A 25,765-nucleotide genomic window follows, 5' to 3' on the forward strand; every position below is an offset into this window, starting at 1 on the left:
CTTCAGACAAAGGTATCGGCAAACATGGCGCAGGCCGAGCGCAGCGACAGCTGTTCCTGCTGCAGGCAGGCGGAAAAACGGCGCAGCGCGGCATCGCGTCCCAGCTGCTCCTCGACCCAGTCGAGCTGATCGAACACGATCAGCCGTTCGCAGCCGGCCTGCGGATCGATCAGCGCGCGCAAGCCATGCGGGTCGGCGCCGCAAAAGCCGATCACCAGCACGGGCGCCTCGTCGAGGTGGGAAAAGAACAGCGCCAGTTCGAAATCGGCCAGGCTCAGAAAAGGCGCGATCAGGTGCAGCCACAAGCTGGCCACCAGCTCGCGCAGCTGCGCGTCCTGCGGCAGCGGCAGCACCAGGCTTTTTTCCAGGCGCGGCAAGCCGCTCTGGCGCACCGGCTGCAGCAGCATGCCCAGGCCCAGCAGCAGTTCGCGCACCGTCACGGGAAACGCGGGCGATGCCAGCAGCGTCTGCAAGCCGTGCACCGTCTGCGCCTGCAAGAAGGCAGCCAGCCGCGCCGCATGATCAGGTGCCGCCGGTTCGACTTCGACCACGTTGCCGGCCAGCGCCAGCAGGGCCGGCCCCGGTTCGGCGCTGGCCACGATGCCTCGCGACAGCTGCTCCACCCGCTGCCACAGCGGCGCCAGCGCCAGCGGACTGCAAGCGACAAAGGTCTCCGCGTCATCGACTTCCAGCGCGCCCATTGCCATGAAGGGAAAGCGCCGCAACGACTGGTCATTGCTCGCTTCCAGGCGCCCGGCGATGGCGCGCCGGCTGCGCGTGCCGACGAAGGCAAAGCGCAGCGGCGGCAAGGCGTCGTAATTGAGCTTCCAGCGCGGTTCCACCGTCAGGGCAGTCATGACCTGCGCCAGCCAGTCGTCGAGCAGCTGCACCAGCGCGTGATTGTCGCAAGCCTTGATGAAGTCGCCCCGTGCGGGAATCTTGCCAAAGTAGCCGAGGCGCACCTGCTGCGCCGCGCGCATCATGGCGAAACTCCGGGCATGACTGCGGCGGCGATGGCCTGCGCGGGAGACGCGGCAGAAGCACCGGGCGCGCCGACGATCGTCTCGGGCAGCTGCATGCCGCGAAAGCCCTGCTCCTGCACCGCCGTGGCGGATCCCGCGCCCGTCGTCTCGGCGCTGCTGGTGATTTTCAGGTCGACCGCCACGGCCACCTCGCCGCGCGCCCAGCGCAGTTCGAACACGCCGCCCTCCTTGCGCTTCTTGGCCGCCGCGTCGATCATGCGCTTCAAGCCGAATTGCCCCGGCTCGTTGAACAGTTCCACCGTGCGCCCGTCGAAGGTGACGGCCGTGATGCGCGCGCCCTGCTGGCCCGCCGCGCCTTGCGGGCCCGGATGGACCATGTTCGTCCACTGCGCCGGGGTGTTGCGGTAGCGCAGCTGTTGGCCGTCGATCTCCACCGTGTATTCCAGGGTGCCCGGCGCGGGCGACGGCTGGATCTGGAAGACGGTTTGCGCCGCCGTCGACGTGGCCGCCACGCCGCCCGCGCCCAGCGGCGCGATCCAGCCGGGGAAACGCGCCACCACCTGCGGCGACAGGCTGATGCCCATGTCGGCCCAGGTGCGCGGGGCCAGCACGTCGCCGCGCCGCACCACCAGCGGGCCCATGGACGTGGTGACGAATTTCGCCACCAGGCCTTCCGGGCCGAAGAACTGGCCGATCTCGAGGTTGCTCGCCTCGATGCGCGCCGCGGGCGCGAATGGATATTTGTTGGCCAGCGATTTCTGGAACGGTTCATACACCTGCGCCGCCCAGGTCTTGTTGATATCGAGTTCGGCCGGCGCGACGATGACGGCAAAGGTCTGCATCAGCGGGCGCACGAGAATGGGGCGGATCGCCTGCTTTTGCGCGTCGCTCATCCCCGTGAGCACCTGCTCGTCGACCAGTTTCAGGGCGTCGGCCAGTTCGGAACCGCTGCCCTCCAGGGTCTGCTGCATGAACTGGCGCGCGCCCGGCCCCGCGTCGCCCTGGTTCTTCAGCTGGTTCAAACGGCTGCGCAGTTTCGACAGCGCTTCCAGGTAGGCGCGCATCAGGGATGCATTGTTGTCCCTGGCCGCCACCAGCTTGCCCACGCCGGCAAATTCGCGCCCGACAGGCCCCATGGGCTTGTCCAGGCGGGCCGGGTCGAGCTGCGCATGGAGAGCGGGACTGGCCGTCAGCGGCGACGGCGCGCGGCGCAGCACGGTTTCCTTGAACCAGCCGACGATGCCCCGCTCGGCCTGGCGCAATTGGGCATTTTGCAGCGCCGGGTTGTCCCACGAGGTTTCCGCGTAAATGGTCGTCAGCAGCCTGGCGATCGGCGACGACTGCGGGTCGCCCAGGCGGTTCATCGCCTGCACGGCACCGTCAAAACCTTGCAGGTCGGCGACGGCCACGCCCTGCACGAATTTCTGCCACTCGCGCGCATAGTCGGCCTTGTACATGGCCACCAGGTTTTTCTCGATCTGTTCCGGACTGCCTTCCAGGGTCAGGTCGTCGGTGGAGGCGCTTTTCAGCACCCAGTCGGCGCTTTGCAGCTCGCGGTTGGCGGCATCGCGAAACGCGCCCTCAACGAACTTTTCCCAGGCCTGGCGCGTAAAGGCACCGGAGACGGCGTAACTGCCCGCCAGCAGCGCCTGATCCTGTTCACCGACGATGCGCGCCACCGTCATGCCGGGAAAGCGCGTCGCGGCGCGCGCCTTGACGTCGGCATACACGCGCTCGCGCGCCGGCATGCCGCGCACCACGCGGCGCAGGTTTTCGCGCGCCTGGTCGACCAGCGCCAGCTTCTGCTCGATGCGCGGCCAGGACGGATCGCCGATCTGCGCCAGGTAAAACGTCAGCAGCCGTTCCGCGCTGCGTATCATCTGCTCGCGCGGCATGGCGCCCCGGTTACCCTCCAGCCAGGCGCGCCAGAAACGCGTCAGCTGGTCATTCAGGTGGCTGCTTTCCGCATGCGTCTTATCGGCCAGCATCAGATAGGTTTTCAGCGCATTGTAGGCATCTTCCACATTCGTCGCGCTGGCCGCCTGGTACTGGACGCTGCGCGGCGCGGCGGGTGCTGCAGTGGGTGAGGCGGCGGCCGGCGTCTGCGGCGTGCGCGCCGTGGGCTGCAGCTGATCCGCGCTGGCGTTCATTTCAAACAGCAAGGCTTCCAGCGCGCCCGCCACGGGGCCGAGCATGACCTGGCGCGCACCGGCAAAATATTCCTCGCGCAGCTTGCGTTCAAGCAGCTCACCCTGGTACAGGCCCAGGCGCAGGGACCACGGCCGTTGCGTGCGGTACGCTTCCAGCTGCTCGATGCGGTCCTGCAAGATCTCGAGCGCTTCCAGGCGCGACTGCAAGTCCAGGCGCCGCTCCTGCAGCTTCACCACTTTGGTTAAATCGGCCTCGACGTTGGCCACCAGTTGCCGGTTGCCCAGGTAGGACCAGCTCCAGCCGCCCAGGCAGGCACCCAGCAACACCGTGGCGGCAAAGAACACGGCATATTTGAAGCGGAGCTTGGCGCGGTTGGCATAGTTGGCCACCAGGTGCTTGTCGGCAAAAATCACCTTGCGGAACAGCTCCAGCAGGAAATAGCCATGCTGCCGCGCACCCGCGGGCAGCATGGCCGGGACCGGCGCGAAGGCCAGGTCGAAGCGGCGCGCCACCTGCTGCGAGGAGGCACTGACGGGCTCGCCTTCCTGCAGCGCGCTGGTAAAGTAAAAGCCGCGGAACACGGGCTGGAACTGGAATGGGTTTTCCTCGAACAGGGTGGCGATGAAGGCGCGCAAGGCCGGCTTGATGGCGGCAAACTCCAGCGGAAAGGTAAACACGCCGGGCGCCATCGTCTTGCGTTGCCGGTGCGCCATGTTGGCCAGGCTCAGTTCCGTCAAGCCATCGTGCAATTCATCGAAACCCTGGTCGAAAAACGCCAGCAAATCGGCCGTGGGCAACTTGCGCTGGTACGGCATGGTGGCGCCCCAGACACGCTCGCGCTCGCTACGCTCGGCATCCGCGAAAAACTCGGTGAAGCCGGCGATCAGGTCCGCCTTGGTAAACACGATGTACAGGGGCGCGAACACTTCCAGGCGTTCGATGACATCCTGCACGCGCTTGCGCAGGCTGCGCGCCAGTTGCATGCCGACATCAGGGTCGCCTTTCAATTCGGCGGTGCTGACGGCAATGAGGATGCCGTTGATGGGCGCCTTGCGCCGGTATTTTTTCAGCAGGTCGAGAAAGCCGAACCACTCGCCGCGGTGCTCGTCGACGACGGAGTAGCGTCCCGCCGTGTCGAGCACGATGCCGTCCGTGGTGAAAAACCAGTCGCAATTGCGCGTGCCGCCCACGCCTTGCACGATCTTGCCGTCGGCAAAGGGAAACTGCAGGCCCGAATGCAGGATGGCGCTGCTCTTGCCGGCGGCCGGATTGCCGATGATCATGTACCACGGCAATTCGTACAAGGCGGCGGCGCCCGATTTGATACCCAGCTTGGACGTCTTGATGGTCTCGATGGCGGCCAGCATGCCCGTGCGCACGGCGTCGAGTTCCCCCCGCTGGGTGCTGCCGGCAGTGGATGCCGAAGCGGCTTGCGCGGCGGCGATCTCGGCCTCGTTGAGAATGGCCTGCCCCAACGCCTGCGCATCGCGCCGCGCGCGGCGCCGGCGCCACAGCCACAGGCCCAGCCACGTGACAAAGGCCAGCAGCAGCAAGACCAGGGCCCAGACCAGCGCCATTTCCAGCACCTCGGCGCCCAGGTACAGGAACACGGCCAGCGCCATGAAGCCGAGGATGGTCAGATTGCGGCTGTCGGTGAGGAAATGCCAGATTCGTCGCAGCATGATGAGCCCAGGGTGAGGTCGCAAAGCAGGAGGAACGCCGCCGCGCAGCGAGGCGGATTCGGCCCATGCTGACAGCAATGCGGCGCGCCTTTGTTGACATATGACAAGTATCAGGTGCCAGCGCGCGGCAGGCGCTGGCCTGCCATTGACGCCGCGCAAGCAAGCTTGCAGCGGTGAAAATCAGGCCGAACCCCGGCGCTAGAATGGCTGGCGCGGCTTACTTGCCCAGCACGCGCGGTTGCGGCAATTCCGTGTGGCCAAAATCCATCATGGTCCAACGCCCGCCCCAGCGCAGGCCCACCGATTCAGCCGTCACGCCATATAAACGGTAGCCGCGCATGGCCCAGGCATTTTTTTCAGAAATGATGAGCTTTCCTTCATGCATGAATGCGCAATCGGCCGCCAGGCCATACTGGTGATAGCTTTGAAACGCCCTCGCGTTCGTCACGTTCGGGCCGGCCGCCGCCAATTGATCCTGGCGCGCAGGGCTGCGATAGCCTTCCAGCAAGACCATGTCGTAGCCATGCACGTCTTTCATGATCTTGAAGACCAGCAGCAGGCGCTGCGCGAAATCGTGGTCGAGCAATTGCCAGTTGCGGCTGGCGCCGCCCAGCAGCGGGCGCAGCTGCGTTACTTCCGCCGTGGAAAACAGCAGCGGCGGCAAGGCCGGCGGCGGCACCAGCTGCTCGCCCTTCAGCAAGTCGCTGACCTGGTCATTGATCGCGTGTTGCTGGTCAGCATAGCCGCGCAAGGCGATGCGGTCGCTGGACAGCCAGGCCAGCAGCGGCGGCACGATGACCAGCACGCTGCCCGCCAAACTCAGCCAGCGATGCAGCCACAGCAGCTGCCAGGCGCGCGCCATGCCCGAGCCCGTTTGCCGCTGCACGCGTTGCCACTGCGCGCCGCTTCCGCCCTTCAGGTGCTGCGCGCGCCGCTGCACGCGCCAACCGAGGTTGACGAGCGTGTGCAGCACGATGGCGCGGCCGCCGGGAAACAGCAGCAGCCAGCAAGCAAGACAGGCGAGCAGGAAATACATCAAGACCAGGGCGACGAACATGGGCGCTCCGTGACGGGGATAGCGGGGGCCGGGCAGCATGCTCGGCGGCATCGCTAGATCGTAGGCGTCCGCGGTCCGCATGAGCGCGGTTTACATCAAGGTCAGTCGAGTTTGTTCCACTGCGGAGGTGATATTTTGTCTTTACTGAAAAACGGGGATGGCCAGGCGCGCAGCCCTGACCTGTTGAGCAAGACCGGCGCGGCTGGCGCGCGCATCGAAGACAAGGGCATCCTGTCGCAGCTCGAACACGGCATCGCCGCGCCTGCGGCCAGGCCTGCACTGCGCTGGCGCCCCGCCTGGCGGCACTGGGCTGCTGGCGCGCTGTGCCTGGCGCTGCTGATCACGGCCGTGCTCGCTTATGACACGGACGACCTGCCCCTGCCGCCGGTGCCCGTCACGGCGGTGACTGAGGCTCCGCCCGCAATGCCGGCGCCAACGGTGCCGCCGCACGCGTCGCAGGCGGCCACCATCGTCAATACGGCGGGACCGCCCTTGCCTGCGATGGCCGCCACGACAGCAAGCGCACCGCACAAGACGCTACCGCCCGTGCGCCAGGCCGCCGCGCGCCCTCAGGGGCCGAGGCCGGTTGCCGCGCCCGGCGACAGCGACGTGACCTTGCTGACGGCGATGGTGGCCCATGCGCACCGGCAAGAAAGCGCGGCAGTGCCTGTGCGCGACGTGGTGCTGCGCCAGCGGGACGGGGAACAGGAAACGGCGGAACTGTTGCGGCGCTGTCAGCAGCTGGGCCTGATCGAAGGCATGCTGTGCCGCTCGCGCATCTGCTCGGGCCGCTGGGACAGCGATCCCGCCTGCCATTGATGGGGGTTGCCGGCGGTTGACGACCCTCAGGCGCGCTCGGACACTTCGATCAGGTTGCGGTCCGGGTCGCGCAGATACACGGAGCGGATGGGCCAATTGGCGCCCGTGCGGGCCACCGGTCCCTCCTCGATGCCAATCCCCAGCGCCGCCAGGTGGGCGATGAACGCGTCGAGCGGCACGGCGGCGATGAAGCACAGGTCCAGCGAGCCGGGCGTGGGCAAGTCCGCCTTGGGCAGGAATTCCTTGCCGGCCTCATGCAGGTTGATTTTTTGCGCGCCAAACTTGAAGGCATGGCGGCCGGCGCCAAACGTTTCCAGCTGCATGCCCAGCACGCGCGTATAGAAATCGATGCAGGCGGGCTTGTCGCGGGTGGTCAATACCAGGTGATCCAGGTGGTCTATCATACAGTTCTCGGGTGAGTGGCCGCGTCCATGCGGCCTTGCAAAAAACCTTCCATCAGCGCCAGCAGTGCCTGCGGCTGCTCCTGGTGCGGCGTATGGCCGCACTGCTCGACAATGGCGGGCACGGCGTTGAGCGCCTGCGCCACGATCGTGTCGACCTGGGCCGCGCTGCCGTACTGGTCCTCGCTGCCCTGCACCACCAGCGCCGGACATTCGACGGAGGGCAGCAGGTATTCGATGTTCCAGAACTGGAAACCATAACTGAGCCAGGTATCCGACCAGGCCTTGAAGATGGTCTCCGTCTTGTCGCCATGGTATTTCGCCAGCGCGCGCAGCTTGCCCGCGCCAAACGCCGCATCCGCCACGCGTATGCCATCGAGCGTGATGCCTTCGACAAACACGTGCGCCGCTTCGGTGATGATGCCGCGCAAGCGCGGCGGCTGCTGCGCCGCATAGATCAGGGCAATGCTGCCGCCATCGGAGTGGCCGACGAGAAAATGGTCCTGTCCCGGCAGCAGTGCCGCGAGCACCTGCGGCAGCTCGCACAGCGCGTAGTCGTGCAAATAATGGAGTTGGCGGCGCGCCGCCAGCGGCGACGACTGCCCATAGCCATGGCGGTCATACAGCAAGCCGCGGCACCCCGTCGCCTGGCATAGCTGCGCGGGGAAATCTTTCCACATCGCACAGCAACCGAGTCCCTCGTGCAGGAATACCAGGCAAGGCTTGGCGGGGTCGCCTTCGATCAATTCGTAATAGATATCGGTTTCGGCGCTCAGGTTCAGTATCGGCATGGGCTAGGCTCGCATCGGCAGGTCGGCTGGGCCTATTGTGCCATTGTCCTGCACGGCATGCGTGGCGCCCCGTAAAAATAGCCTACTGGAAAAGATATTCCCGCCTGCCTGCAAGGTGTTTGCGCCAGCACAAGTGAGCGCCGTTTTTCCGGCGGCGCCGCGCGCTTTTTGCCCGCGCGTTTGCCTAGAATGGCTTACTCCAACAGCATGGAGCAGACGGCTACCTTATCAGCCAGGACGTGACACTGGCCGTCACGGCAACAGATAAGGCGTCTTGCCGCACGACGACAGGCGCGGCGTCCAAACTATCGATCAGGAGTACATCATGGAAATGAAAGTAGAACACCGCACCGGCAGCAACCTGGCACTGGAAGAAACCGATGCGCCGATGGAGCAGGAAGGCAAGAGTGCAAAAGGCGCTGCCGCACAAGACTTGAACCTGAGCCCCGCCGCCTTCACCACCTATTACACGTGGACGGCCAATGGCGTGCATCCTTCGGTCAACTTCGCCAATGCCAACGTGAAGGCCAATTCGCGCGTATTGCTCAACATCAGCGAGTATGCCGCGACGCCACAGGACCGTTTCATCGGCGCCGCCCGCATGGCCGTGTACAACATCGCACCGTATAACGGCGGTTTCCGGGCCTGGGTGGATATCTCGTGGGGCAGCCCGCTGAAGGTGCGTTTCGACGTGTTTGTGGATCCCTGATCCGGGAAACACTGCGCACGCGCCCGCCACCAGCGGGCCGGCATCGCGCACGTCGCCAAGGCACTGAAGCAATGGCCAGCGCGAACGGGAAACCGTGCGCGCATGACAAAAGGGCCACGTGTTGCCACGTGGCCCTTTGCTGCTGCTTGTTCTGGCTCCCCGACCTGGACTCGAACCAGGGACCTGCGGATTAACAGTCCGTCGCTCTACCAACTGAGCTATCAGGGAAAGGAGGCCGAATTATATACGTCAAAATTTCCCATGTCCAGTTTCAATCTGCATGGCCAGCAAAACAGGCCGCCAGCGAGCAAGCCTCGCCAGATGGCAGGGTCCGTCTGCGCTGCGCCACGCAAGATAGTAGAATAGCCAGGCCTTAGCGACACGCAAGGCGCACAACCGCATGCCGGCAGCGGGGCGTCAACCACGCCGCCACGCGGACATGCGCTTGCAAGGTTCGCCTTGCCCCTGGCTTACTGCTCTCATCCGACATGACAGAATCAAGCGCAACCCTGGTGGACCAACCCGGCAGCGGCGACAGCTCGGCGGAAATTGCCGAGCATATGGCAGCCGCCATCGTGGCGCGCCAATTGCCGCCCGGCACGCGGCTGCGCGAGGAGGCGCTGTGCCGGCTGTATGGCGTCAGCCGCACCAAGATCCGCGCCGCCCTGCTGATACTCTCGAAAGACAAACTCATACGCATGGTGCCCGACAAGGGCGCCTTCGTCAGCCAGCCAACGGAGGCGGAGGCACGCGACATCTTTGCCGCGCGGCGCATCATCGAGGCGGCCCTGGCGCGCGAATTCGTCGCGCGGGCCAAAGCTGCCGACTACCGGATGCTGGAGCGGCACCTGAAAGCGGAACGCCAGGCGCTGGCACGGGACACGCCGCTGCGCTCGCAACTGCTGGGCGACTTCCACGTATTGCTGGCCGATATCGCCGGCAACGCCGTGCTGCGCGACATCGTGCGCGAACTCGTGGGCCGCAGTTCGCTCATCACCATGCTGTACCAGTCCGGCCACGACGCGGCCTGCTCTTGCGACGAACACGGCCGCTTTCTCGACGCGGCGCGCAGCGGCGACGCCGACCTGGCGGCGCGCCTGATGGTCGAGCACCTGGCGCATGTGGAAGCAGCGTTGCGCTTCGACGGCAGCGCCGGCGACCACAAGAAAGACCTGGTGGCCGCGCTGCTGATGTAAGAGCCTATCCCAGTAGGGAGCGTCTTCTGCTGGCAGCGTATCAGGAGCGCGGACAAGGCGTGAGGAGGACGCGTGGCGAGCCACGCAACGACGAACAACGCAGTCCCCGCTTTTGAGGGGCGCCAGCAGCGGATGTATTCATCTACTGGGATAGGTTCTCAGCCGCCCATCAAAAAAGGCCGCCGATGCGGATGCACGGGCGGCCTTGTCATTGCTGCGGCAACTGCTTGCCGGCAAACTTGCTATTCGCCCAGGTAGATAAACTTGAACAGGAAAATGGCAGCGATGATGTAAGCCACCACCGATACCTGCTTGCCCTTGCCCGTCAACAGTTTCAAGACGGCATAGGTGATGAAGCCGAACGCCACGCCGCTGGCCACGGAATAGGTAAACGGCATCATCAGCGCCGTGATGGCGGCAGGAATGCTTTCCGTGCTGTCATCCCAGTCGATGAAGGTCAGTTCGCGCAGCATCAGGCAGGCTACGTACAGCAGCGCGGGCGCCGTCGCGTACGGCGGCACCGTGTGCGCCAGCGGAGCGAAGAACAGGCTGCCCAGGAACAACAATGCAACTGCCACGGCCGTCAAGCCCGTGCGGCCGCCCGCTTGCACGCCGGCCGCGCTTTCCACGAAGGCCGTCGTGCTCGACGTACCCAGGCAGGCGCCGGCGGCAATCGCCGTGCTGTCGGCCAGCAAGGCCTTGTTCATGCGTTCCATCTTGCCGTCTTTCAACAAGCCGGCACGGTTGGCCACGCCCATCAAGGTGCCCGTCGCATCAAACAATTCCACCAGGAAAAACACCAGCACCACGTTGACGATACCGATCGACAGCGCGCCCATGATGTCGAGCTTGAACAAGGTCGGCTCGATGGCGGGCGGCGCCGAGACGATGCCGTTGAACTGGTTGCCGCCAAAGAAGAAGCTGGCGACGGTGATGGCGAGGATGCCGATCAGGATGGCGCCCGGCACTTTCAGGCGGTCCAGCGCGACGATGATGAAGAAACCGAGGATGGCCAGGATGGGCGCCGCCTGGTGCAAGTCGCCCAGGGCGATGATGGTGGCCGGGTTCGACACCACCACGCCGGCGCTTTTCAGGGAAATGATGGCCAGGAACAGGCCGATACCGACAGTGATGGCCGTGCGCAACGCGGGCGGGATGCTGTTGATGATCATTTCGCGCACCTTGAACAGGCTGACGAGGATAAACAGGCAGCCGGAAATGAAGACGGCGCCCAGCGCCACTTCCCAGCTCATGCCCATGCCCTTGACCACCGTGTACGAGAAGTACGCATTCAAGCCCATGCCCGGCGCCAGCGCGATCGGGTAGTTCGCGTACAGGCCCATGATCAGGGTGCCGATGGCGGCCGCCAGGCAGGTGGCGACGAAAACGGAGTCTTTCGGCATGCCCGCGTCGCCGAGGATGGACGGGTTGACGAAGATGATGTAGGCCATCGTCAGGAACGTGGTCAGGCCGGCCAGCAGCTCCGTGCGCACATTGGTCCCGTTGTCCTTCAGTTTGAAATAGCGTTCCAGGAACTGCATGATTAACCCCTTGTTTTGGTAAAACCGGGCGCCTGCGTGTGGCCAGTGCGCCTCTTTTTATGACGAAATGACTACTTTCCCGCTGCGCCGGCCGGCTTGAAGGCCCACCAGCGGCTGCCCGCAAAATTCCAGACCAGCCCGATGCCCGTCGCCAGCACCTGCGCCAGCCAGTAATACCAGCCCAGCTGGTGTACCAGCAGCCACATCAGGCCCGTATTGATGCACCAGCCGATGCCCAGCAAGGTGAAATACTTGCTGGCCGCCTCGCCATGGCCCTTGTCGCTTTTAAACGTGAAAAAGTAATTGAGGAGGTAGTTGACGACGGAACCGAGGATGTAGCCGATGCCGGACGCGGCGGCGGCGCTGATGCCGGCCCATTCCACGCCGCCCCACAGCACGCTGTATTGCACGGCCGTGCCGGAAGCGCCGACGGCGGCGAAACGTAAAAATTGGTGATGCAGGGAATGGGACATTGTCAATTTTCAAATAAGACGAAAACAATCGCCAGGATCAGGCCAGAATAAAAAATGGCTACGATTGCTCGTAACCATTTTTCAGCCTGCATTTTACTGCAAGTTGCGCCCAACGTTCATATTCGCCGCCGTTTCGACACTTACAACGCCTAACAAAACCGTAGCGAGCGGAAGGAAGTTGTGGTTGAGAAGCGCAACTGTACGAAGTACGGGGCCGCCGAGGCAGTGAGCATCGCAGACCGCAAATTACGACGCGCAGCAGGTTTTGATAGGCGTACTTATTCCTTGCGCTGGCGGCGTCGGCGCAGCCACACGAACAGCGCGATCAGCAGCAAGATTCCCACGATGCCGCCCGGTAGCATGAACGGTTGTGCGCGCGCCAGCAAGGGCTTCTCGCCGCCGCTGCGCGCCTGCGCCACATACGCGGGCGTGACGGATACATCGGGGTTGCCGTACTGTTTCAATACGTAATTGGCGATAGCGGCGATCTGCTCATCCGTCAATGGCTGCACGTAGGAACGCTGGTCGAAACGGGGCATGAACGCTTCGTGTTCTTCCCCTTCGATCTTGCGCTCGACGCCGAACAACATGGCCGAGACCAGATTGGCCGGCGTGTTGCCGCCCGTCGCCGTGTTGTGGAACAGGGCGGGATACGCCTGCCCCGTGCTGCCGGCGCCGCTGGCCGAATGGCAGCTGGCGCAGTAGCCGGAAAACAGCACGGCGCCACTGTTGAGCGAATGGTGCTCGGTGGAACCGGCCATGCCGCGCAGCAACGGCTCTTCGCTGGCGGCGCTGCCATGGCTGAAGGCAGCTTTCGTCTGGCCCGGCGCGCGCACGGGCGGCACTGTGCGCAGCCAGGCCACGATGGCGGCCACGTCGTCGTCGCGCAAAAATTGCAGGCTGTTCTGGATGGCTTCGGCCATGCCGCCCGCCGCCTGCCCCTTGCCTTCCACGTGGCCCGTCTTCAGGTAGGCCGTGATTTCCGCATCCGTCCACGCGCCGATGCCGCTGACCTTGTCGGACGTGATGTTCGGCGCATGCCAGGAACCAAGCGACGCGCCGGCCAGGGTCTGGCTGCCGATTTCCGCCATCAGCGCGTTGCGCGGCGTGTGGCAGGCGCTGCAGTGCGCCAGGCCTTCGGCCAGGTAGGCGCCGCGGTTGATCTGCGCGCTCTTCGCCGCGTCCGGCACGAAGCGTTTATTGTCAAGGAACAAGGTATTCCAGCCCAGCATCGACAAGCGCACATTGAACGGGAATGGCAGGGCCGTCTGGCGCGCCGGCTCATCGACGGGCTTGACGGCCTGCATGAAGTAATAATACAGGTCGCCCACGTCCGCATCCGTCAGCTGCGCATAGCTGGTGTAGGGCATGGCCGGATACAGATGGCTGCCGTCGGCGCGCACGCCTTCCCGCAGCGCGCGCGCAAAGTCGGCTTCCGTGTAGTGGCCGATGCCGCCTTGTTTCGACGGCGTGATGTTCGTCGCGTAGATCGTGCCCAGCGGAGAATCGATGGCGTAGCCACCCGCATACGGCTTGCCGCCCGCTGCCGTATGGCAAGCCATGCAATCGGCCGCGATGGCCAGGTAGCGACCCCGCTCCAGGCGCGCATCGGGACTGGCAGCCGAAGGCGCGGCCGGGCGGTCCGGCGTCAGGGTGACAGGCGGTGCCGGTGGCACAGCGTGGGCGGCCAGCGGCAAGCCGGCCACCAGCGCCAGGCTCAGTAATAAACGGCGCATCATGCTGCCTCCCTTGCCAGGGTGCGGGCGATGTCGTCGGCCGCGCGCAAGCCGAGCGCTGCCATGCTGAGGGTGGTGTTGACCACGCTGGCCGACGGCATGGCGCCGCCGCCCGGCAGCCACAAATTGGCATGGTCGTGCGCGCGGCAATTGCCGTCGACCACAGAATCGGCACGGTTACTGCCCATGATGACGCCGCCCATGATGTGGTTGTTCGCGTTCAGGCTCTCGGTGATATGGAATTCCACGGCGCCGAACAGCTTGCCGATGTGCTCGAGCTGCGCATGCGCGGCCTTCGCGCCATTGCGCACGTAATCGCCCACGTCATAGTAAATGTCGGGACAAGCCAGGCCCAGCGGGTCCTTGCGCGTCTTGCTCAAGGTCAAACGGTTATGCGCTTCGGGCAGCGGTTCCAGGCTGATCGACAAGTCCACGCCAAACGCGGCGCGGCGGCGGATTTCATCGTCGAGGTCCTTGCCCACCAGGCCCAGCTTCAACGACTGCTGCGTAGCGGGTCCGACGCGGGTGATATTGTTCAGGATCATCTTGTTGGCCGAATACTGTGCACGGAAGGCACCATCGCGCGGGCCCACCAGGCAGCTGCTCTGCGCAGGACCACGGCCCGTCCAGATCGGTTCATTGGCGAGGAAAGTACAGTGGAAACCCGAGTGGTCCATCATGTTGCGGCCGACTTGATCAGAACTGTTGGCGATGCCGTTCGGATTGTTCTGGTTGGCCGCCAGCAGCAGCAAACGCGGCGTTTCGATGCCGTTGCAGGCAATCACGAAAGCCTTGCCCGTCGCCATATGCGACTGTTTCTTCGCGTCATACCAGTGCACGGCCGTCACGCGGTTGTTCTGGTCCGTGTCGATGCGGTAGACGACGGCCTCGGCCAGCACGCCCGCGCCTTTCAGCTCGGCACGCTCCACGTGGTGGATGCCGTTGTACATGGCGCCGATGGGGCAGATCGGCTGGCAATTGTTATTGCCGCAGCAGGTCGGACGGCCCTGCCACGGACGCGTCGAGCGGCCTTGCGGGATCGGCACGGAGCGGTAGCCGTGGGGGTTGACTACTTCGGCGAAGCGCTTGTCGCCATAGCCCCAGGGCACCATGTCCATCGGGTACGGCGCACTGCGTTCGCTGGGCGATTGCAGGGCGGGATCGTTGGGGCCGGCCACGCCCATTTCCTGTTCGGCGCGGCAATAGTACGGTTCCAGCTCATCGTAGGAAATGGCCCAGTCGCGTCCCACCCCGTAATCGCTTTTCATGCGCATGTCGGACGGCAAATGGCGCCAGCACGACGCGGCCCAGTGCCAGGTCGTGCCGCCCACCGTGCGCAGATAGCCCTGCTGGAAACTGCTGCCGCTGGGGCCGGACAATTCCACGTAGTTATTCTTCGGGAAATACAGCGGCGCGGGCGCGTTGTCGGCCTGCGGATACAGCCCCTGGAAGTCGGACCCGACGCGATTCTCGAACGGCATGTTGCGCCAGTTTTCCACGGCTTGGCCCCGCTCGATGCGCAAGCCCGCTTCCAGCATGATCACGGAGTGACCCTGTGCGGCCAACTGGTCGGCCATCATGGCGCCGACGACGCCAGTACCGACGATGACGACATCGGCGACGACGTCGCCATTACTCTTGAATTGGGGTGATTTCATTTTGCTTGCTTGCCTTTCGGTTCGGGAGTGCCGGTGGTGGCCGGGGCCGGTACGGGTTTTGGCGCCACGGGCGCGGAGACGCGCACGGCCGGCGGCGCCTTCAGCCACCACAAGGGGCCGTAATTGCAATAGGTCGGCACGACCTGGCCATCGGCCACCGTGCGGTACATCAACGCTTCCGCATACGCAACGACGATGGATTTCGTGCCCTGCGCCGCGTTGCCGGCGACAGTGCCCGTGTACCAGGCGGCAACGATGGCCAGCGCCAGTTCGCGCAGGCCGGTGTCCGCGGCGCTGGCGGCCGCCAGCAGGGCTTTCGCTTCCTGGCCCGTGACGAGCAGCGCGCCCAGTTGCGGTAAGCGCTCGGCAAAGCCGGGCACGTTCGTGCGCATGGCTTGCTCGATGCGCGCCGCCGTGTCGGCGGACAAATCGCGGTGGCCCGTGATCGTTTGCGACAAGGTGTAGAACAGCATCGTGACGGGCGCCAGGCCGGGTGCCGGAGCGCTGGCCGGCGCCTGCATGGCGGCGGACAGGGGATTGCTCCAGAAACCTGCCTGCGCCAGCAAGGCGGCCAGGCCGATCAGGGCGTGGCGGCGGCTGATGCGGGGAAGGGATGAAACGGATGTTGCAGATGGTTCGCTGCCTGGATGGTTCATGAGACTCCCGCAAGACTTGTTGTTTTATTGACTTCGATGATTGCGCTACATTGCATTTGCGCATAGATGGAACCGGTTCCATATTATCCTACAGAAGTAAATTGTCTGCCAATGTAGTATTACGACTGAGACACTGGCTGGTGCAATTCCTGGATGGATTCAGGCGTGTCGCGCACGCTAAACGCCAGTCCCGGCTGGCCGCCCAGGCGGTAATGGAAGTCGAGCACGCTGCCGCCAGCCAGGGCCGGCTTGCCCGGCAGGGCCAGGGGCAGGTTCAGGCTGCAGTCATGGTCGCCCAGGACGATGTCGCCATGCACGCGGATGCGCGTCAGCAGGCGCGGCGCCTGCTCCAGCACGTCAGGCAGGCGGATGCTGGCGGCCGGCAAACTGTCGCCCTGCTCGTCCTGCCAGGCGCGCAGGGCGTCACCATCGAGGGCAAACACGCGCCCCCAGTCGGTGCACGGTGCATCCGGCGCGCGCCGGTCCAGGCCCAGGTGCACGGTAACGGACGCCGGCAGCAGCGCCGCCGCCGCAGGCGCTTGCGCGTGCAGATTGCGCAGGATGGCCACCTGCGGCTCCTTGCCCAGCGCCGTATTCATGGTTTCGCTGACGATCACGTCCGGCATGGCGCCGCCAGCAATGCGGTAGGCGGCCGCGTCGGCGCAAATGTATGCCGTGACATGGCGATCCAGGCCCAGGCTTGCAATCAGTTCGCGCGCATAGGCCAGGGTCTCGGCATGCACGTCGAGGATGGCAAACTGCACCAAGTCCGCATCCAGCATGGCCATCACCGGCAGGGCCAGCAAGGCGAACGGGCCGCAGCCCGCATACAGCACGCGCACGGGCCGGCCACCGCTCACCTCCAGGCGCTCGCGCACGGCCAGGGCCAGGCCCTGGATGAAGGCGGCGCTGCGGTACGGCTCGCGCGCGCACAGGCCCGCCTGCACGGGCGAGATGGCCCAGCCGCTGGGAAGAAAGCTTTCGCCGTCGCGCAAACCGTCCTGCCGGTCCATGGGCAGGCGCGAATGGCGTTCGACGAGCTGGCGCAGCTGCACCGTTTCGCCGACCAGGCTTGCCAGCGAACGCTGCGGATCGCACAGCGCAGCCGCGATGGCGGCCAGTTCCGCGCGTGCCGGATTCATGCGAGACTCCACTGGCAAGACGGGATAAAGACAGAATGCATGGCGGCTTCCTTGAAATGATTGCAAGTACGCGGAAAAATTGGCAGCATAGCAAATAACTGTACGCCTGTTAATTTATCTCCAGCCGCAAACACCTACCGGAGCATCGATGCACGCCTTGCCGCTTTCCGACCTCACCCTCGTCCTCGCCAGCCTGCCCGCCCCCTACCAGTTGCGCGTCCAGCGCGACGACGACGATGGCTTTGCCGCCGCGCTGTACAGTTCCACACGCGGCGACTTGCGCCAGATGCCGGCCGAGCCCGCCGTCATCGAACAGCTGATCGCCATGCAGCAGCGCATGCAAAGCCACGGCTACCGCCAGGCCTATCCGCACGCCGTGTACCTGGTGCTGCAGCACGGCGATACCCCCATCGGCCGCCTGATCCTGGACCGCCAGGATCAGGTGCTGCACCTGGTCGACATCGCCATCCTGCCCGCCGCGCAAGGCCAGGGCGCCGGCAGCGCCGTGCTGCGCGGCCTGCAGGCGCAAGCGGGCGCGGAGCAATGGCAGATCCACCTTGCCGTCAACAAAAGCAACGCCGCCGCGCGCACCCTGTACCAGCGGCTGGGCTTTCGCCTGCGCGGGGAAAACGAGGTGCAGGAGCAATTGGAATGGAGCGCGCCATAGTGCCGGCGCAACATATCCCCAGCAGCTGGCTGCAGCTGCCGCTGCACTTCGACGTGGCGCGCATGCAGGACGACAGCGACCAGTTCGCCACGGACGAGTGGATCAGCCATTTCAATACGGGCGCCTACGACCAGGGCTGGAGCTGCGTGCCGCTGTTCTCGCCCGGCGGTGCAGCCGACAACATCATGCCCGTCGACGGCGCCGCCTACGCAGGCACGCCGCAACTGGCGCGCTGCCCCTGCCTGCGCGAAGTGCTTGCCAGCTTCGCATGCGAGATCCGCGCCGCGCGCCTGATGGCGCTGGCGCCGGGCGCCATCATCCGCGCGCACCGCGACGCCGGCACGTCGCTGGCCGATGGCCTGATCCGCATCCACATCCCCATCCACACTTCGCCGCAGGTGCTGTTTACCATCGATGGTGAAACTGTCCACTTCACGGCTGGCCACGCCTGGTACATGGACGCCAGCTGCCTGCACGCGGTGCACAACCGGGGCACGACGCCGCGCATCCACCTCGTGCTCGACTGCGTCACCAATGCCTGGCTCGAAGCGCTGTTCGCCTCGGCGGGATTCGTGCCGAAAGCGGCCCACAAGTATGGCGACCCCGGCATCCACGATGGCAATGTGCGGGCCGTCATCGCCCAGCTGCGATTGTCGCCCTCGCCTGCCAGCCTGGCACTGGCCAGGGAATTGGCCGCCCTGGCCGCCTTGGCAGACGGGAGCGCGCCGTGAGCGCCGCGCCGGGCCTGGCCCAGCAAGAACGCCTGCTGGCCAGGGGCGAGACGGTGGCATGGCACGAGGGCATGGATCTGCGCGGCTGGTATCCGCTGTACGTGGAGCGCGGCGATGCGCTGGCGGACGCTGCCATGTGCTGGCGCGAGCTGGGAGAAACGGCTTTCAGCGACGCCTTCTTTGTCAATACGCTGACGCGCCAGCCGCACGAGGAGCGCCGCGTCTGCCGCACGCCGCTGGCCGCGCTGGCGACGCCCGGCGATTGCCTGGCGCCAGACGCCTTCATCTTCCACGTCTCGCGCTGCGGCTCAACCCTGCTGAGCCAGCTGCTGGCGTCCTTGCCGCAATGCATAGTCATGTCCGAGCCGCCCGTTATCGACTCGCTGCTGCGCCTGCATCACGACAGCGGCGACCCGGCGGCCAGCATCACCCTGCTGCGCCAGGCCATCCTGGCACTGGGCCAGCGCCGCTCCGGCGAAGAATCACACTTCATCATCAAGTTCGACTGCTGGCACATCCACAGCCTGGACTTGCTGCGGCAAGCATTTCCCGGCACGCCCTGCCTGTTCGTCTACCGCGAACCGCTGGCCGTGCTCGCCTCGCACCAGCGCCAGCGCGGGCCGCAAATGGTGCCCGGCATGCTGCACCCGGCACAGCTGCCGCTGCCCGCGCACCAGCTGGCGCCGGGCGATATCGACGGTTATACGGGCCTGGTGCTGGCCAGCCTGCTCAACGCCGCCCTGCCCCATGCGGCCGCCGGCCAGTTGCAGTTAATTAACTACAAGCAATTGCCAGGCATCCTCTTCAGCGATTTATTGGCCCGCTTCGGCATCGCCACTACAGCGACGCAGTTGCAAGCGATGCGCGCGCGCGGCGGCGTGCATGCGAAATACGGCACCGTCTACCGCGGCGATCCGCCAGTGCCAGCAGCAGACGGCCTGGCCGCCATCGCCGCGCAATTGCAACCAGGCTATCTGGCGCTGGAAGCGTTGCGGCTGCATGCCGGGCAAAGCCAATGACTTCCATGAAACCCAACTCTGACAAGGAGGCATGTCGACGTACCCGCTCAAGACCATGCGATAGATAGCTGTTCAACTACGGCGCAATCCCCGCGTGCAATGCGCCGCCCTTACAAGCAACCTGAAACTGACCCTCACACCATGATAAAAAAAATGACATTGGCAGTGCTCTTGACCGCCCTGATTCCCTTCTACGCATGCCAGGCGCAAACCACGGCGGAAGCGAAACCGGCTTCCGCGGAAGTCACCACCACCCTGACACCCGATATTGGCGGCATCAAGCAAGTGGTGGAAATCAGGACGGACGACGCGAACAAGCCCGTGCTGCTATTTTTATCCGGCGGCCCGGGAAGCTCCATGATCAAGGGGGCGGATGCCTTTACGAATCTCCTGAAAAGCAGATTTACGATTGTGCAATGGGACCAGCGGGATGCCGGAAAAACCTTGAAACTGAATCCCTCCCCCACGCAGCCATCCGTCGGGCAGATGGAGCAGGATACGTATCAAGTCATCCAGTTTCTGCGCAAGGAGTTAAAGCAGGACAAAATATACTTGCTGGGCAGTTCCTGGGGCAACGTCCTGGGCTTTGATATCGTCAAGCGTCACCCGGAACTGCTGCATGCCTATTTCGCGTCGAATCCTGTCGTGAGCCAGCTGGAAAGCGAGAAGGAATTGCTGCAAGCCTTGAAAGTGCATTTCAAGGACAATGCCGTCGCCAGCCAGGAGCTGAACAGCATCAATTTTCCGTTTGCAAGTGACGAAAGCATGTTTTATTTAAGGAAATGGCTTTTTTACAAGGATGGCAAGGCATTTGCGACGAGCGAAGGGTTCAAGACGGGTTTTCTGCAATGGTCAAAAACCTGGTCGCCCGTCTGGAACGAGGTCATGAACATTGATTTGCCCAAGACCTTGAAGAGCGTTGACTGCCCCGTGTATTTCTTCGTCGGCAAAAACGATATCCAGACCTCGACCAGGATCACGCAGGCGTATTTCGAGACCTTGAAGGCGCCAAGGAAGGGCTTGTTTTTCTTCGAGCATTCCGGGCATCAGATACACCAGGATGAACCGGTGCAATTTCAAGAAGCCATCATCAAGACATTGGATGCGACTGCCAAGTTCTGATACGACGCCCCATGACATGGGGCCCTTTTGGAGGGCCGACAGACTGGCCGGCGTACTGCCGGCCTAGTCGCCGGCAATGCTCGCCGCAGCCTTGCCGATCAGCAACGCCACCGCGCGGGCTTGCGAAATATAAATGGCATGACTCCCGGCAACTTCGACCACCGTCGAGCGACACGGGCGTCGCACGCGGGCCCTGCAACGCAAAAAGCCCAACCGGTGAAGGCTGGGCTTTTTGCTACTGCGTGTTCTGGCTCCCCGACCTGGACTCGAACCAGGGACCTGCGGATTAACAGTCCGTCGCTCTACCAACTGAGCTATCAGGGAAAAGAGGCCGCATTCTATAGGGTAAATTTTACGATGTCCAGATTTCCCCCAGAAAAATGTGTATTTTCCCGGCGCTACCCTGCCTGGCAGCGGTCAGCCGGGATGCTCTTGCGGATAGTAGTCAAAGACCAGCACGCGACCCAGCCATGGCTTGAGCTGCTCGACAAAGGCCAGGTGGGCCGCATGGCTCAGATACACGTCGCGCGCGCCGGCGTCATCGAAGGTCAGGGTAAAGCAATCGGTAAAGCCATCGTCGAGGCCTTCCGGGCTGACGTTCGGCCCCCATTCAAATTGCCGCACGCCGGGAATGCGGTGTTTCAGCTGGGAAAACTCGTAGACGAGCTCGGCGTGCTTGGCAGACGTGATGCCATCGAGGAAGTCGCACAGGACGATATGGCGCAAGGCGGAGGGACAAGTCATGGGAAGGTGCTCCTGAAGTGATGCATTCAGGATAGCGCAAAACGCGATAACGCACCGGCCGTCCCTGCGGGCTGCGGCAGAAAACAAAAAAGGCCATGTTTTTCAACATGGCCTTCCGAATTCTGGCTCCCCGACCTGGACTCGAACCAGGGACCTGCGGATTAACAGTCCGTCGCTCTACCAACTGAGCTATCAGGGAAAAGAGGCCGTATTATATAGGCCAAACTTGGCGCTGTCCAGATTTCCATAGGGGAAATCTTATCTTGCCCTGGCGCCCATGCCAGGCGGCGCAATAACAAAAAAGGCCACGTTTTTCAACGTGGCCTTCCGAATTCTGGCTCCCCGACCTGGACTCGAACCAGGGACCTGCGGATTAACAGTCCGTCGCTCTACCAACTGAGCTATCAGGGAAAAGAGGCAATATTATATGTCGCTTGTTCCATATTTGCAAGACTGATACTGCATCTACACAAACACGGCCATCGCCGACTTTCTACCGCCATCAGCGCCGCACTTGCATGCAGCGCCGAAGAAGCAAGATCTTAAAGCACTTTGGCGATCGCGTCAATAACGATGTCGATATTGCGCGAATTCAATGCTGCCACGCAAATACGGCCCGTGTCGACGGCGTAGATCGACTGCTCGCGCAGCGATGCCACCTGCTCCTTGGTGAGACCGGAGTACGAGAACATGCCGATTTGCTGGCGCACGAATTCGAAGTCGTGGGCCGGCGCCTTGGCTTTCAGCTTTTCCACGAAGGCATTGCGCATTTCGCGGATGCGCACGCGCATGCCGGCCAGTTCCTCTTCCCACAGCTGGCGCAGTTCCGGCGTGGCCAGGACGGTGGCGACCACCTTGCCGCCGTGTACTGGCGGGTTCGAGTAGTTGGTGCGCACGACGCGCTTCAGTTGCGACAGCAGGCGGGCCGCTTCGTCGGCGCTGGCGGCGACGACGCTCAGGGCGCCCACGCGCTCGCCGTACAGCGAGAACGATTTCGAGAACGAGTTCGACACCAGCAGCGGGCCGCCCGCGTCGGCGAAGCGGCGCACCACGGCGCCATCTTCGGCGATGCCGTTGGCGAAGCCTTGATACGCCATGTCCAGGAACGGCACCAGGCCGCGCGAGGTCACCACGCTGATGATCTGATCCCACTGGGCCACGCTCAGGTCGGCGCCGGTCGGGTTGTGGCAGCAGGCGTGCAGCACGACGATGGAGCCGGCTGGCATGGCGTTCAGGCTGGCCAGCATGCCGTCGAAGTTCACGCCATGGGTGGCGGCATCGTAGTAGGTGTAGTTATTCACGACGAAACCGGCGTTTTCAAACAGCGCGCGGTGGTTTTCCCAGCTCGGGTCGCTGATGTAGACCTGGGCACCCGGCGCGAAGCGCTGCAGGAAGTCGGCACCGATCTTCAATGCGCCCGTGCCGCCGATGGCTTGCACGGTCACGGCGCGGCGCTCTTGAATTACGGTGCTATCGGCGCCAAATACGAGTTCTTGCACCGCCTTGTCGTAGGCAGCGAGGCCTTCGATCGGCAGATAGGTGCGTGGCGCCGCCTGTTCGATCAGGATGGCTTCCGCCTTGCGTACGCAAGCTAACAGAGGCACCTTGCCGTTGTCGTCATAATAGACGCCAACGCCCAGATTGATTTTGGCGGGATTCTGGTCCGCGTTAAATGCTTCGGTGATGCCCAGGATCGGGTCGCGTGGGGCCATCTCGATGGCGCTAAACAGACTGGCAGAAACAGTTGGGTTCGTCATGATAAGATTGGATTCGATTGGAAGCAGGTTCACAGCGGAGTTGTAGACAGCGCCCCAAAATACAACGCCAGGGCCGCCAGCAGAGCACTATTCTAACAAAGGTCTGATTCACATGCCCGAATTATCTACCGCCAGCGAGGCGGAAAGCGCAATTATCTCTTTCCCGGACTCCCCCTTCAAGCTGCACCAGCCCTTTCCTCCGGCCGGTGACCAGCCCACGGCAATCGACCAGTTATCCGAGGGGATTGCCGACGGACTGGCCTTCCAGACCCTGCTGGGCGTGACCGGTTCGGGCAAGACCTACACCATGGCCAACGTCATCGCGCGCATGGGCCGGCCCGCCATCGTCTTCGCGCCGAACAAGACCCTGGCGGCGCAGCTGTACAGCGAGTTCCGCGACTTTTTCCCGCAGAACGCGGTCGAATACTTCGTCAGCTACTACGATTACTACCAGCCGGAAGCCTATGTGCCGCAGCGCGACCTGTTCATCGAAAAGGACTCGTCGATCAACGAACATATCGAGCAGATGCGTTTGTCGTGCACCAAGTCGCTGATGGAGCGGCGCGACGTCATCATCGTCGCCACCGTCTCGGCCATCTACGGTATCGGCAATCCGAACGAGTACCACCAGATGATTTTGACCTTGCGCGTCAAGGACAGGGTCGCGCAGCGCGACGTCATCGCGCGCCTAATCCAGATGCAGTACACGCGCAATGAGGTCGACTTCGGCCGCGGCACCTTCCGCGTGCGCGGCGATACCATCGACATCTTCCCGGCCGAGCATGCGGAACTGGCCGTGCGCCTGGAAATGTTCGACGACGAGATCGAATCGATCCAGCTGTTCGACCCGCTGACGGGCAGAGTGCGCCAGAAAATCCCCCGCTTCACCGTGTACCCGGGCTCGCACTACGTGACGCCCCGCTCCACCGTGCTGCGCGCCGTCGAGACCATCAAGGACGAGCTGCGCGAGCGTCTCGAGTTCTTCCGCAAGGAGAATAAACTGATCGAAGAGCAGCGGCTGGAGCAACGCACGCGCTTCGACCTGGAAATGATGGCGGAAATCGGTTTCACCAAGGGCATCGAGAACTACTCGCGCCACCTGTCCGGTGCGCTGCCGGGCGAGCCGCCGCCGACCCTGGTCGACTACCTGCCGCCCGACGCCCTGATGTTCCTCGACGAGTCGCACGTGCTGACGGGCCAGCTGAGCGCCATGTACAACGGCGACCGTTCGCGCAAGACGAATCTGGTCGACTACGGCTTCCGCCTGCCGTCGGCCCTCGACAACCGGCCCTTGAAATTCGAGGAATTCGAACAGAAGATGCGCCAGACCGTGTTCGTCTCGGCCACGCCGGCCGAATACGAAAAGAGCCATTCCGACCAGGTGGTCGAGCAGGTCGTGCGCCCGACCGGCCTGGTCGACCCGCAGATCATCGTGCGCCCCGCCAGCAGCCAGGTGGACGACCTGATGTCGGAAATCGTCGAGCGCATCAAGAAGGACGAACGCGTGCTGGTGACGACCCTGACCAAGCGCATGTCGGAGCAGTTGACGGAATACCTGGGCGACCATGGCATCAAGGTGCGCTACCTGCACAGCGATATCGAGACGGTGGAGCGCGTGGAAATCCTGCGCGACCTGCGCCTGGGCACCTTCGACGTGCTGGTGGGGATCAATCTGCTGCGCGAAGGCTTGGACTTGCCGGAAGTGTCGCTGGTCGCCATCCTCGACGCGGACAAGGAAGGCTTCTTGCGCTCCGAGCGCAGCCTGATCCAGACCATCGGCCGCGCCGCGCGCAACCTGAACGGCACGGCGATCCTGTACGGCGACCGCATCACGGACTCCATGCGCCGCGCCATCGACGAGACGGAACGCCGCCGCGCCAAGCAGATCGCCTTCAATACGGCCAACAACATCATCCCGATCGGCGTCAAGAAATCGATCCGCGAAATGATCGACGGCGTCTACAGCCCGCAGGAAGCGCGAGAAACCCTGCAAGTGGCGCAGGAAGCGGCCAAGTTCGAAGCCATGAGCGAGAAACAGGTCAGCAAGGAAATCAAGCGCCTGGAAAAACTGATGGTCGACCACGCCAAGAACCTGGAGTTCGAAAAGGCGGCGCAGGTGCGCGACCAGCTGCACGTCCTCAAGCAGCAGCTGTTCGGCGCGCCCGGCACCGACAACGTGGCGTCGATCCTGGGCAAATAAACGGCTATCCGTGCCTTGCCTGGCCTACGGCTGCGGCAGCGAATAGTCGATGTCGTAGAAATGCTGGCCATTGACGATGCGGATGGCCAGCGTGCCGCTGATGCCCGTCAGCTGCCCCGTGCCGGAATGCGGCACGATCACGATGGACAGATGCTGCTTGCCATCGGCCATCGTGCCCGCATGCTGCGCCACGAAGCTGCCTTCCCTGCCCTGCAGGACGCCCGTGATGGCTTCCATGGCGACATAAGCGGCCGCGCCCTTGGTGTCGGTGACGGCATTGAGCATCTCGCCCGTGGCAGTGGCGACCAGGTCGCCGGCATAGACTTTGTCGAGCAGTACCTTGCCCAAGGTCGTGCGCCCGGAGCGCTGCGGCGCCGCGGATGGCGTCATGGTGATGCTGAAACTTCCTGTGGCGTGCACATGCATGCGATGATCCCCTTCTGCAAACGAGGCGGCGCCGGCTGGCGCCACCGATAGACAACATGCGGCCAGCACCAGGCCCGGCAAACTGTGTGATTTCATGATTCCCT

The 25,765-nt window shown here is 63.8% G+C and carries 22 protein-coding genes and 4 tRNA genes; 8 read left to right on the plus strand and 18 right to left on the minus strand.

Going from position 1 to position 25,765, the window contains the following annotated elements; genetic code table 11:
* Positions 1-2: 2 nt before the first annotated feature.
* From tagF to U0004_RS21660, 3 genes are all read right to left on the minus strand, one after another.
* Positions 3-983 (minus strand): type VI secretion system-associated protein TagF, encoded by a 981-nt coding sequence (gene tagF, locus U0004_RS21650; RefSeq protein WP_070255732.1) that lies wholly within the window; start codon positions 981-983, stop codon positions 3-5.
* Positions 980-4,816 (minus strand): type VI secretion system membrane subunit TssM, encoded by a 3,837-nt coding sequence (tssM, locus tag U0004_RS21655; protein WP_070255735.1) that lies wholly within the window; start codon positions 4,814-4,816, stop codon positions 980-982. The genes tagF and tssM overlap by 4 nt, the downstream gene beginning before the upstream one ends.
* A 217-nt stretch (positions 4,817-5,033) precedes the next feature.
* Entirely contained in the window at positions 5,034-5,873 is an 840-nt protein-coding gene (locus tag U0004_RS21660; RefSeq protein ID WP_070255738.1) for a M15 family metallopeptidase, read from the minus strand.
* Between the two features lie 135 nt (positions 5,874-6,008).
* Here U0004_RS21660 and U0004_RS21665 point away from each other — a divergent pair, with 135 nt between their 5' ends.
* On the plus strand, positions 6,009-6,692 hold the full coding sequence (locus U0004_RS21665) for a hypothetical protein (protein WP_167468686.1): 684 nt from the start codon (positions 6,009-6,011) through the stop codon (positions 6,690-6,692).
* A gap of 26 nt (positions 6,693-6,718) precedes the next feature.
* Here the strand turns inward: U0004_RS21665 and U0004_RS21670 are convergent, their stop codons facing one another.
* Positions 6,719-7,096 carry a VOC family protein gene (locus tag U0004_RS21670; protein WP_034787247.1) on the minus strand — a complete coding sequence of 126 codons (378 nt, stop codon included), beginning with the start codon at positions 7,094-7,096 and terminating at the stop codon, positions 6,719-6,721.
* Positions 7,093-7,884, minus strand: coding sequence for an alpha/beta fold hydrolase (locus U0004_RS21675; RefSeq protein WP_070255744.1), 792 nt, complete (start codon positions 7,882-7,884; stop codon positions 7,093-7,095). The genes U0004_RS21670 and U0004_RS21675 overlap by 4 nt, the downstream gene beginning before the upstream one ends.
* Positions 7,885-8,209: 325 nt before the next feature.
* Here U0004_RS21675 and U0004_RS21680 point away from each other — a divergent pair, with 325 nt between their 5' ends.
* The gene (locus U0004_RS21680; RefSeq protein WP_225317379.1) at positions 8,210-8,593 is read left to right on the plus strand and encodes a hypothetical protein; all 384 of its coding nucleotides are present in this window, start codon (positions 8,210-8,212) and stop codon (positions 8,591-8,593) included.
* A gap of 152 nt (positions 8,594-8,745) precedes the next feature.
* Here the strand turns inward: U0004_RS21680 and U0004_RS21685 are convergent.
* Positions 8,746-8,821, minus strand: a tRNA-Asn gene (locus U0004_RS21685).
* A 260-nt stretch (positions 8,822-9,081) separates the two neighbouring features.
* On the opposite strand from U0004_RS21685, the gene U0004_RS21690 reads away from it, so the two are divergent.
* Entirely contained in the window at positions 9,082-9,789 is a 708-nt protein-coding gene (locus U0004_RS21690) for a GntR family transcriptional regulator (RefSeq protein WP_052140687.1), read from the plus strand.
* A gap of 242 nt (positions 9,790-10,031) precedes the next feature.
* Here U0004_RS21690 and U0004_RS21695 read toward each other — a convergent pair whose 3' ends face one another.
* The 6 genes from U0004_RS21695 to U0004_RS21720 form a co-directional block, all read right to left on the minus strand.
* Positions 10,032-11,330 (minus strand): NCS2 family permease, encoded by a 1,299-nt coding sequence (locus U0004_RS21695; RefSeq protein WP_070255747.1) that lies wholly within the window; start codon positions 11,328-11,330, stop codon positions 10,032-10,034.
* 71 nt (positions 11,331-11,401) lie between these two features.
* Positions 11,402-11,803, minus strand: coding sequence for a GtrA family protein (locus tag U0004_RS21700; RefSeq protein ID WP_034788967.1), 402 nt, complete (start codon positions 11,801-11,803; stop codon positions 11,402-11,404).
* A 278-nt stretch (positions 11,804-12,081) separates the two neighbouring features.
* Positions 12,082-13,542, minus strand: a complete 1,461-nt coding sequence (locus U0004_RS21705) for a c-type cytochrome (RefSeq protein WP_081345587.1) — start codon at positions 13,540-13,542, stop codon at positions 12,082-12,084.
* Positions 13,539-15,197 (minus strand): GMC family oxidoreductase, encoded by a 1,659-nt coding sequence (locus U0004_RS21710; RefSeq protein ID WP_070255750.1) that lies wholly within the window; start codon positions 15,195-15,197, stop codon positions 13,539-13,541. Before U0004_RS21710 ends, U0004_RS21705 begins: the two co-directional genes overlap by 4 nt.
* Positions 15,194-15,853: a sugar dehydrogenase complex small subunit gene (locus U0004_RS21715; RefSeq protein ID WP_070255753.1), complete on the minus strand. Its 660-nt coding sequence runs from the start codon at positions 15,851-15,853 to the stop codon at positions 15,194-15,196. Before U0004_RS21715 ends, U0004_RS21710 begins: the two co-directional genes overlap by 4 nt.
* Positions 15,854-15,972: 119 nt before the next feature.
* On the minus strand, positions 15,973-16,995 hold the full coding sequence (locus U0004_RS21720) for an SAM-dependent methyltransferase (protein ID WP_070255756.1): 1,023 nt from the start codon (positions 16,993-16,995) through the stop codon (positions 15,973-15,975).
* A 148-nt stretch (positions 16,996-17,143) separates the two neighbouring features.
* Between U0004_RS21720 and U0004_RS21725 the strand changes: the two genes are divergently transcribed.
* From U0004_RS21725 to U0004_RS21740, 4 genes are all read left to right on the plus strand, one after another.
* Positions 17,144-17,662 (plus strand): GNAT family N-acetyltransferase, encoded by a 519-nt coding sequence (locus U0004_RS21725; RefSeq protein WP_070255759.1) that lies wholly within the window; start codon positions 17,144-17,146, stop codon positions 17,660-17,662.
* On the plus strand, positions 17,647-18,393 hold the full coding sequence (locus U0004_RS21730) for an aspartyl/asparaginyl beta-hydroxylase domain-containing protein (protein WP_070255762.1): 747 nt from the start codon (positions 17,647-17,649) through the stop codon (positions 18,391-18,393). Before U0004_RS21725 ends, U0004_RS21730 begins: the two co-directional genes overlap by 16 nt.
* Positions 18,390-19,412, plus strand: coding sequence for a sulfotransferase (locus U0004_RS21735; RefSeq protein WP_070255765.1), 1,023 nt, complete (start codon positions 18,390-18,392; stop codon positions 19,410-19,412). The genes U0004_RS21730 and U0004_RS21735 overlap by 4 nt, the downstream gene beginning before the upstream one ends.
* Before the next feature lie 99 nt (positions 19,413-19,511).
* Complete coding sequence (locus U0004_RS21740; RefSeq protein ID WP_230520921.1) at positions 19,512-20,534, plus strand: alpha/beta fold hydrolase; 1,023 nt, start codon at positions 19,512-19,514, stop codon at positions 20,532-20,534.
* 248 nt (positions 20,535-20,782) lie between these two features.
* On the opposite strand, the gene U0004_RS21745 is transcribed toward U0004_RS21740, so the two are convergent.
* From U0004_RS21745 to U0004_RS21765, 5 genes are all read right to left on the minus strand, one after another.
* Positions 20,783-20,858, minus strand: a tRNA-Asn gene (locus tag U0004_RS21745).
* Positions 20,859-20,951: 93 nt separating this feature from the next.
* Complete coding sequence (locus U0004_RS21750; RefSeq protein WP_081345588.1) at positions 20,952-21,278, minus strand: Dabb family protein; 327 nt, start codon at positions 21,276-21,278, stop codon at positions 20,952-20,954.
* A 123-nt stretch (positions 21,279-21,401) separates the two neighbouring features.
* Positions 21,402-21,477, minus strand: a tRNA-Asn gene (locus tag U0004_RS21755).
* 136 nt (positions 21,478-21,613) lie between these two features.
* Positions 21,614-21,689, minus strand: a tRNA-Asn gene (locus U0004_RS21760).
* Positions 21,690-21,820: 131 nt separating this feature from the next.
* On the minus strand, positions 21,821-23,035 hold the full coding sequence (locus U0004_RS21765) for an amino acid aminotransferase (RefSeq protein WP_174718107.1): 1,215 nt from the start codon (positions 23,033-23,035) through the stop codon (positions 21,821-21,823).
* Between the two features lie 112 nt (positions 23,036-23,147).
* On the opposite strand from U0004_RS21765, the gene uvrB reads away from it, so the two are divergent.
* Positions 23,148-25,235: an excinuclease ABC subunit UvrB gene (gene uvrB, locus U0004_RS21770; protein WP_034788988.1), complete on the plus strand. Its 2,088-nt coding sequence runs from the start codon at positions 23,148-23,150 to the stop codon at positions 25,233-25,235.
* 24 nt (positions 25,236-25,259) lie between these two features.
* Here uvrB and U0004_RS21775 read toward each other — a convergent pair whose 3' ends face one another.
* A complete protein-coding gene (locus U0004_RS21775) occupies positions 25,260-25,757 on the minus strand; it encodes a DUF3224 domain-containing protein (RefSeq protein WP_231958017.1) in 498 nt (165 codons plus the stop codon).
* Between the last annotated feature and the right edge of the window lie 8 nt (positions 25,758-25,765).

It is taken from the genome of Janthinobacterium lividum (assembly GCF_034424625.1).
In the GTDB taxonomy this organism is placed as follows: Bacteria; Pseudomonadota; Gammaproteobacteria; order Burkholderiales; family Burkholderiaceae_D; genus Janthinobacterium; species Janthinobacterium lividum.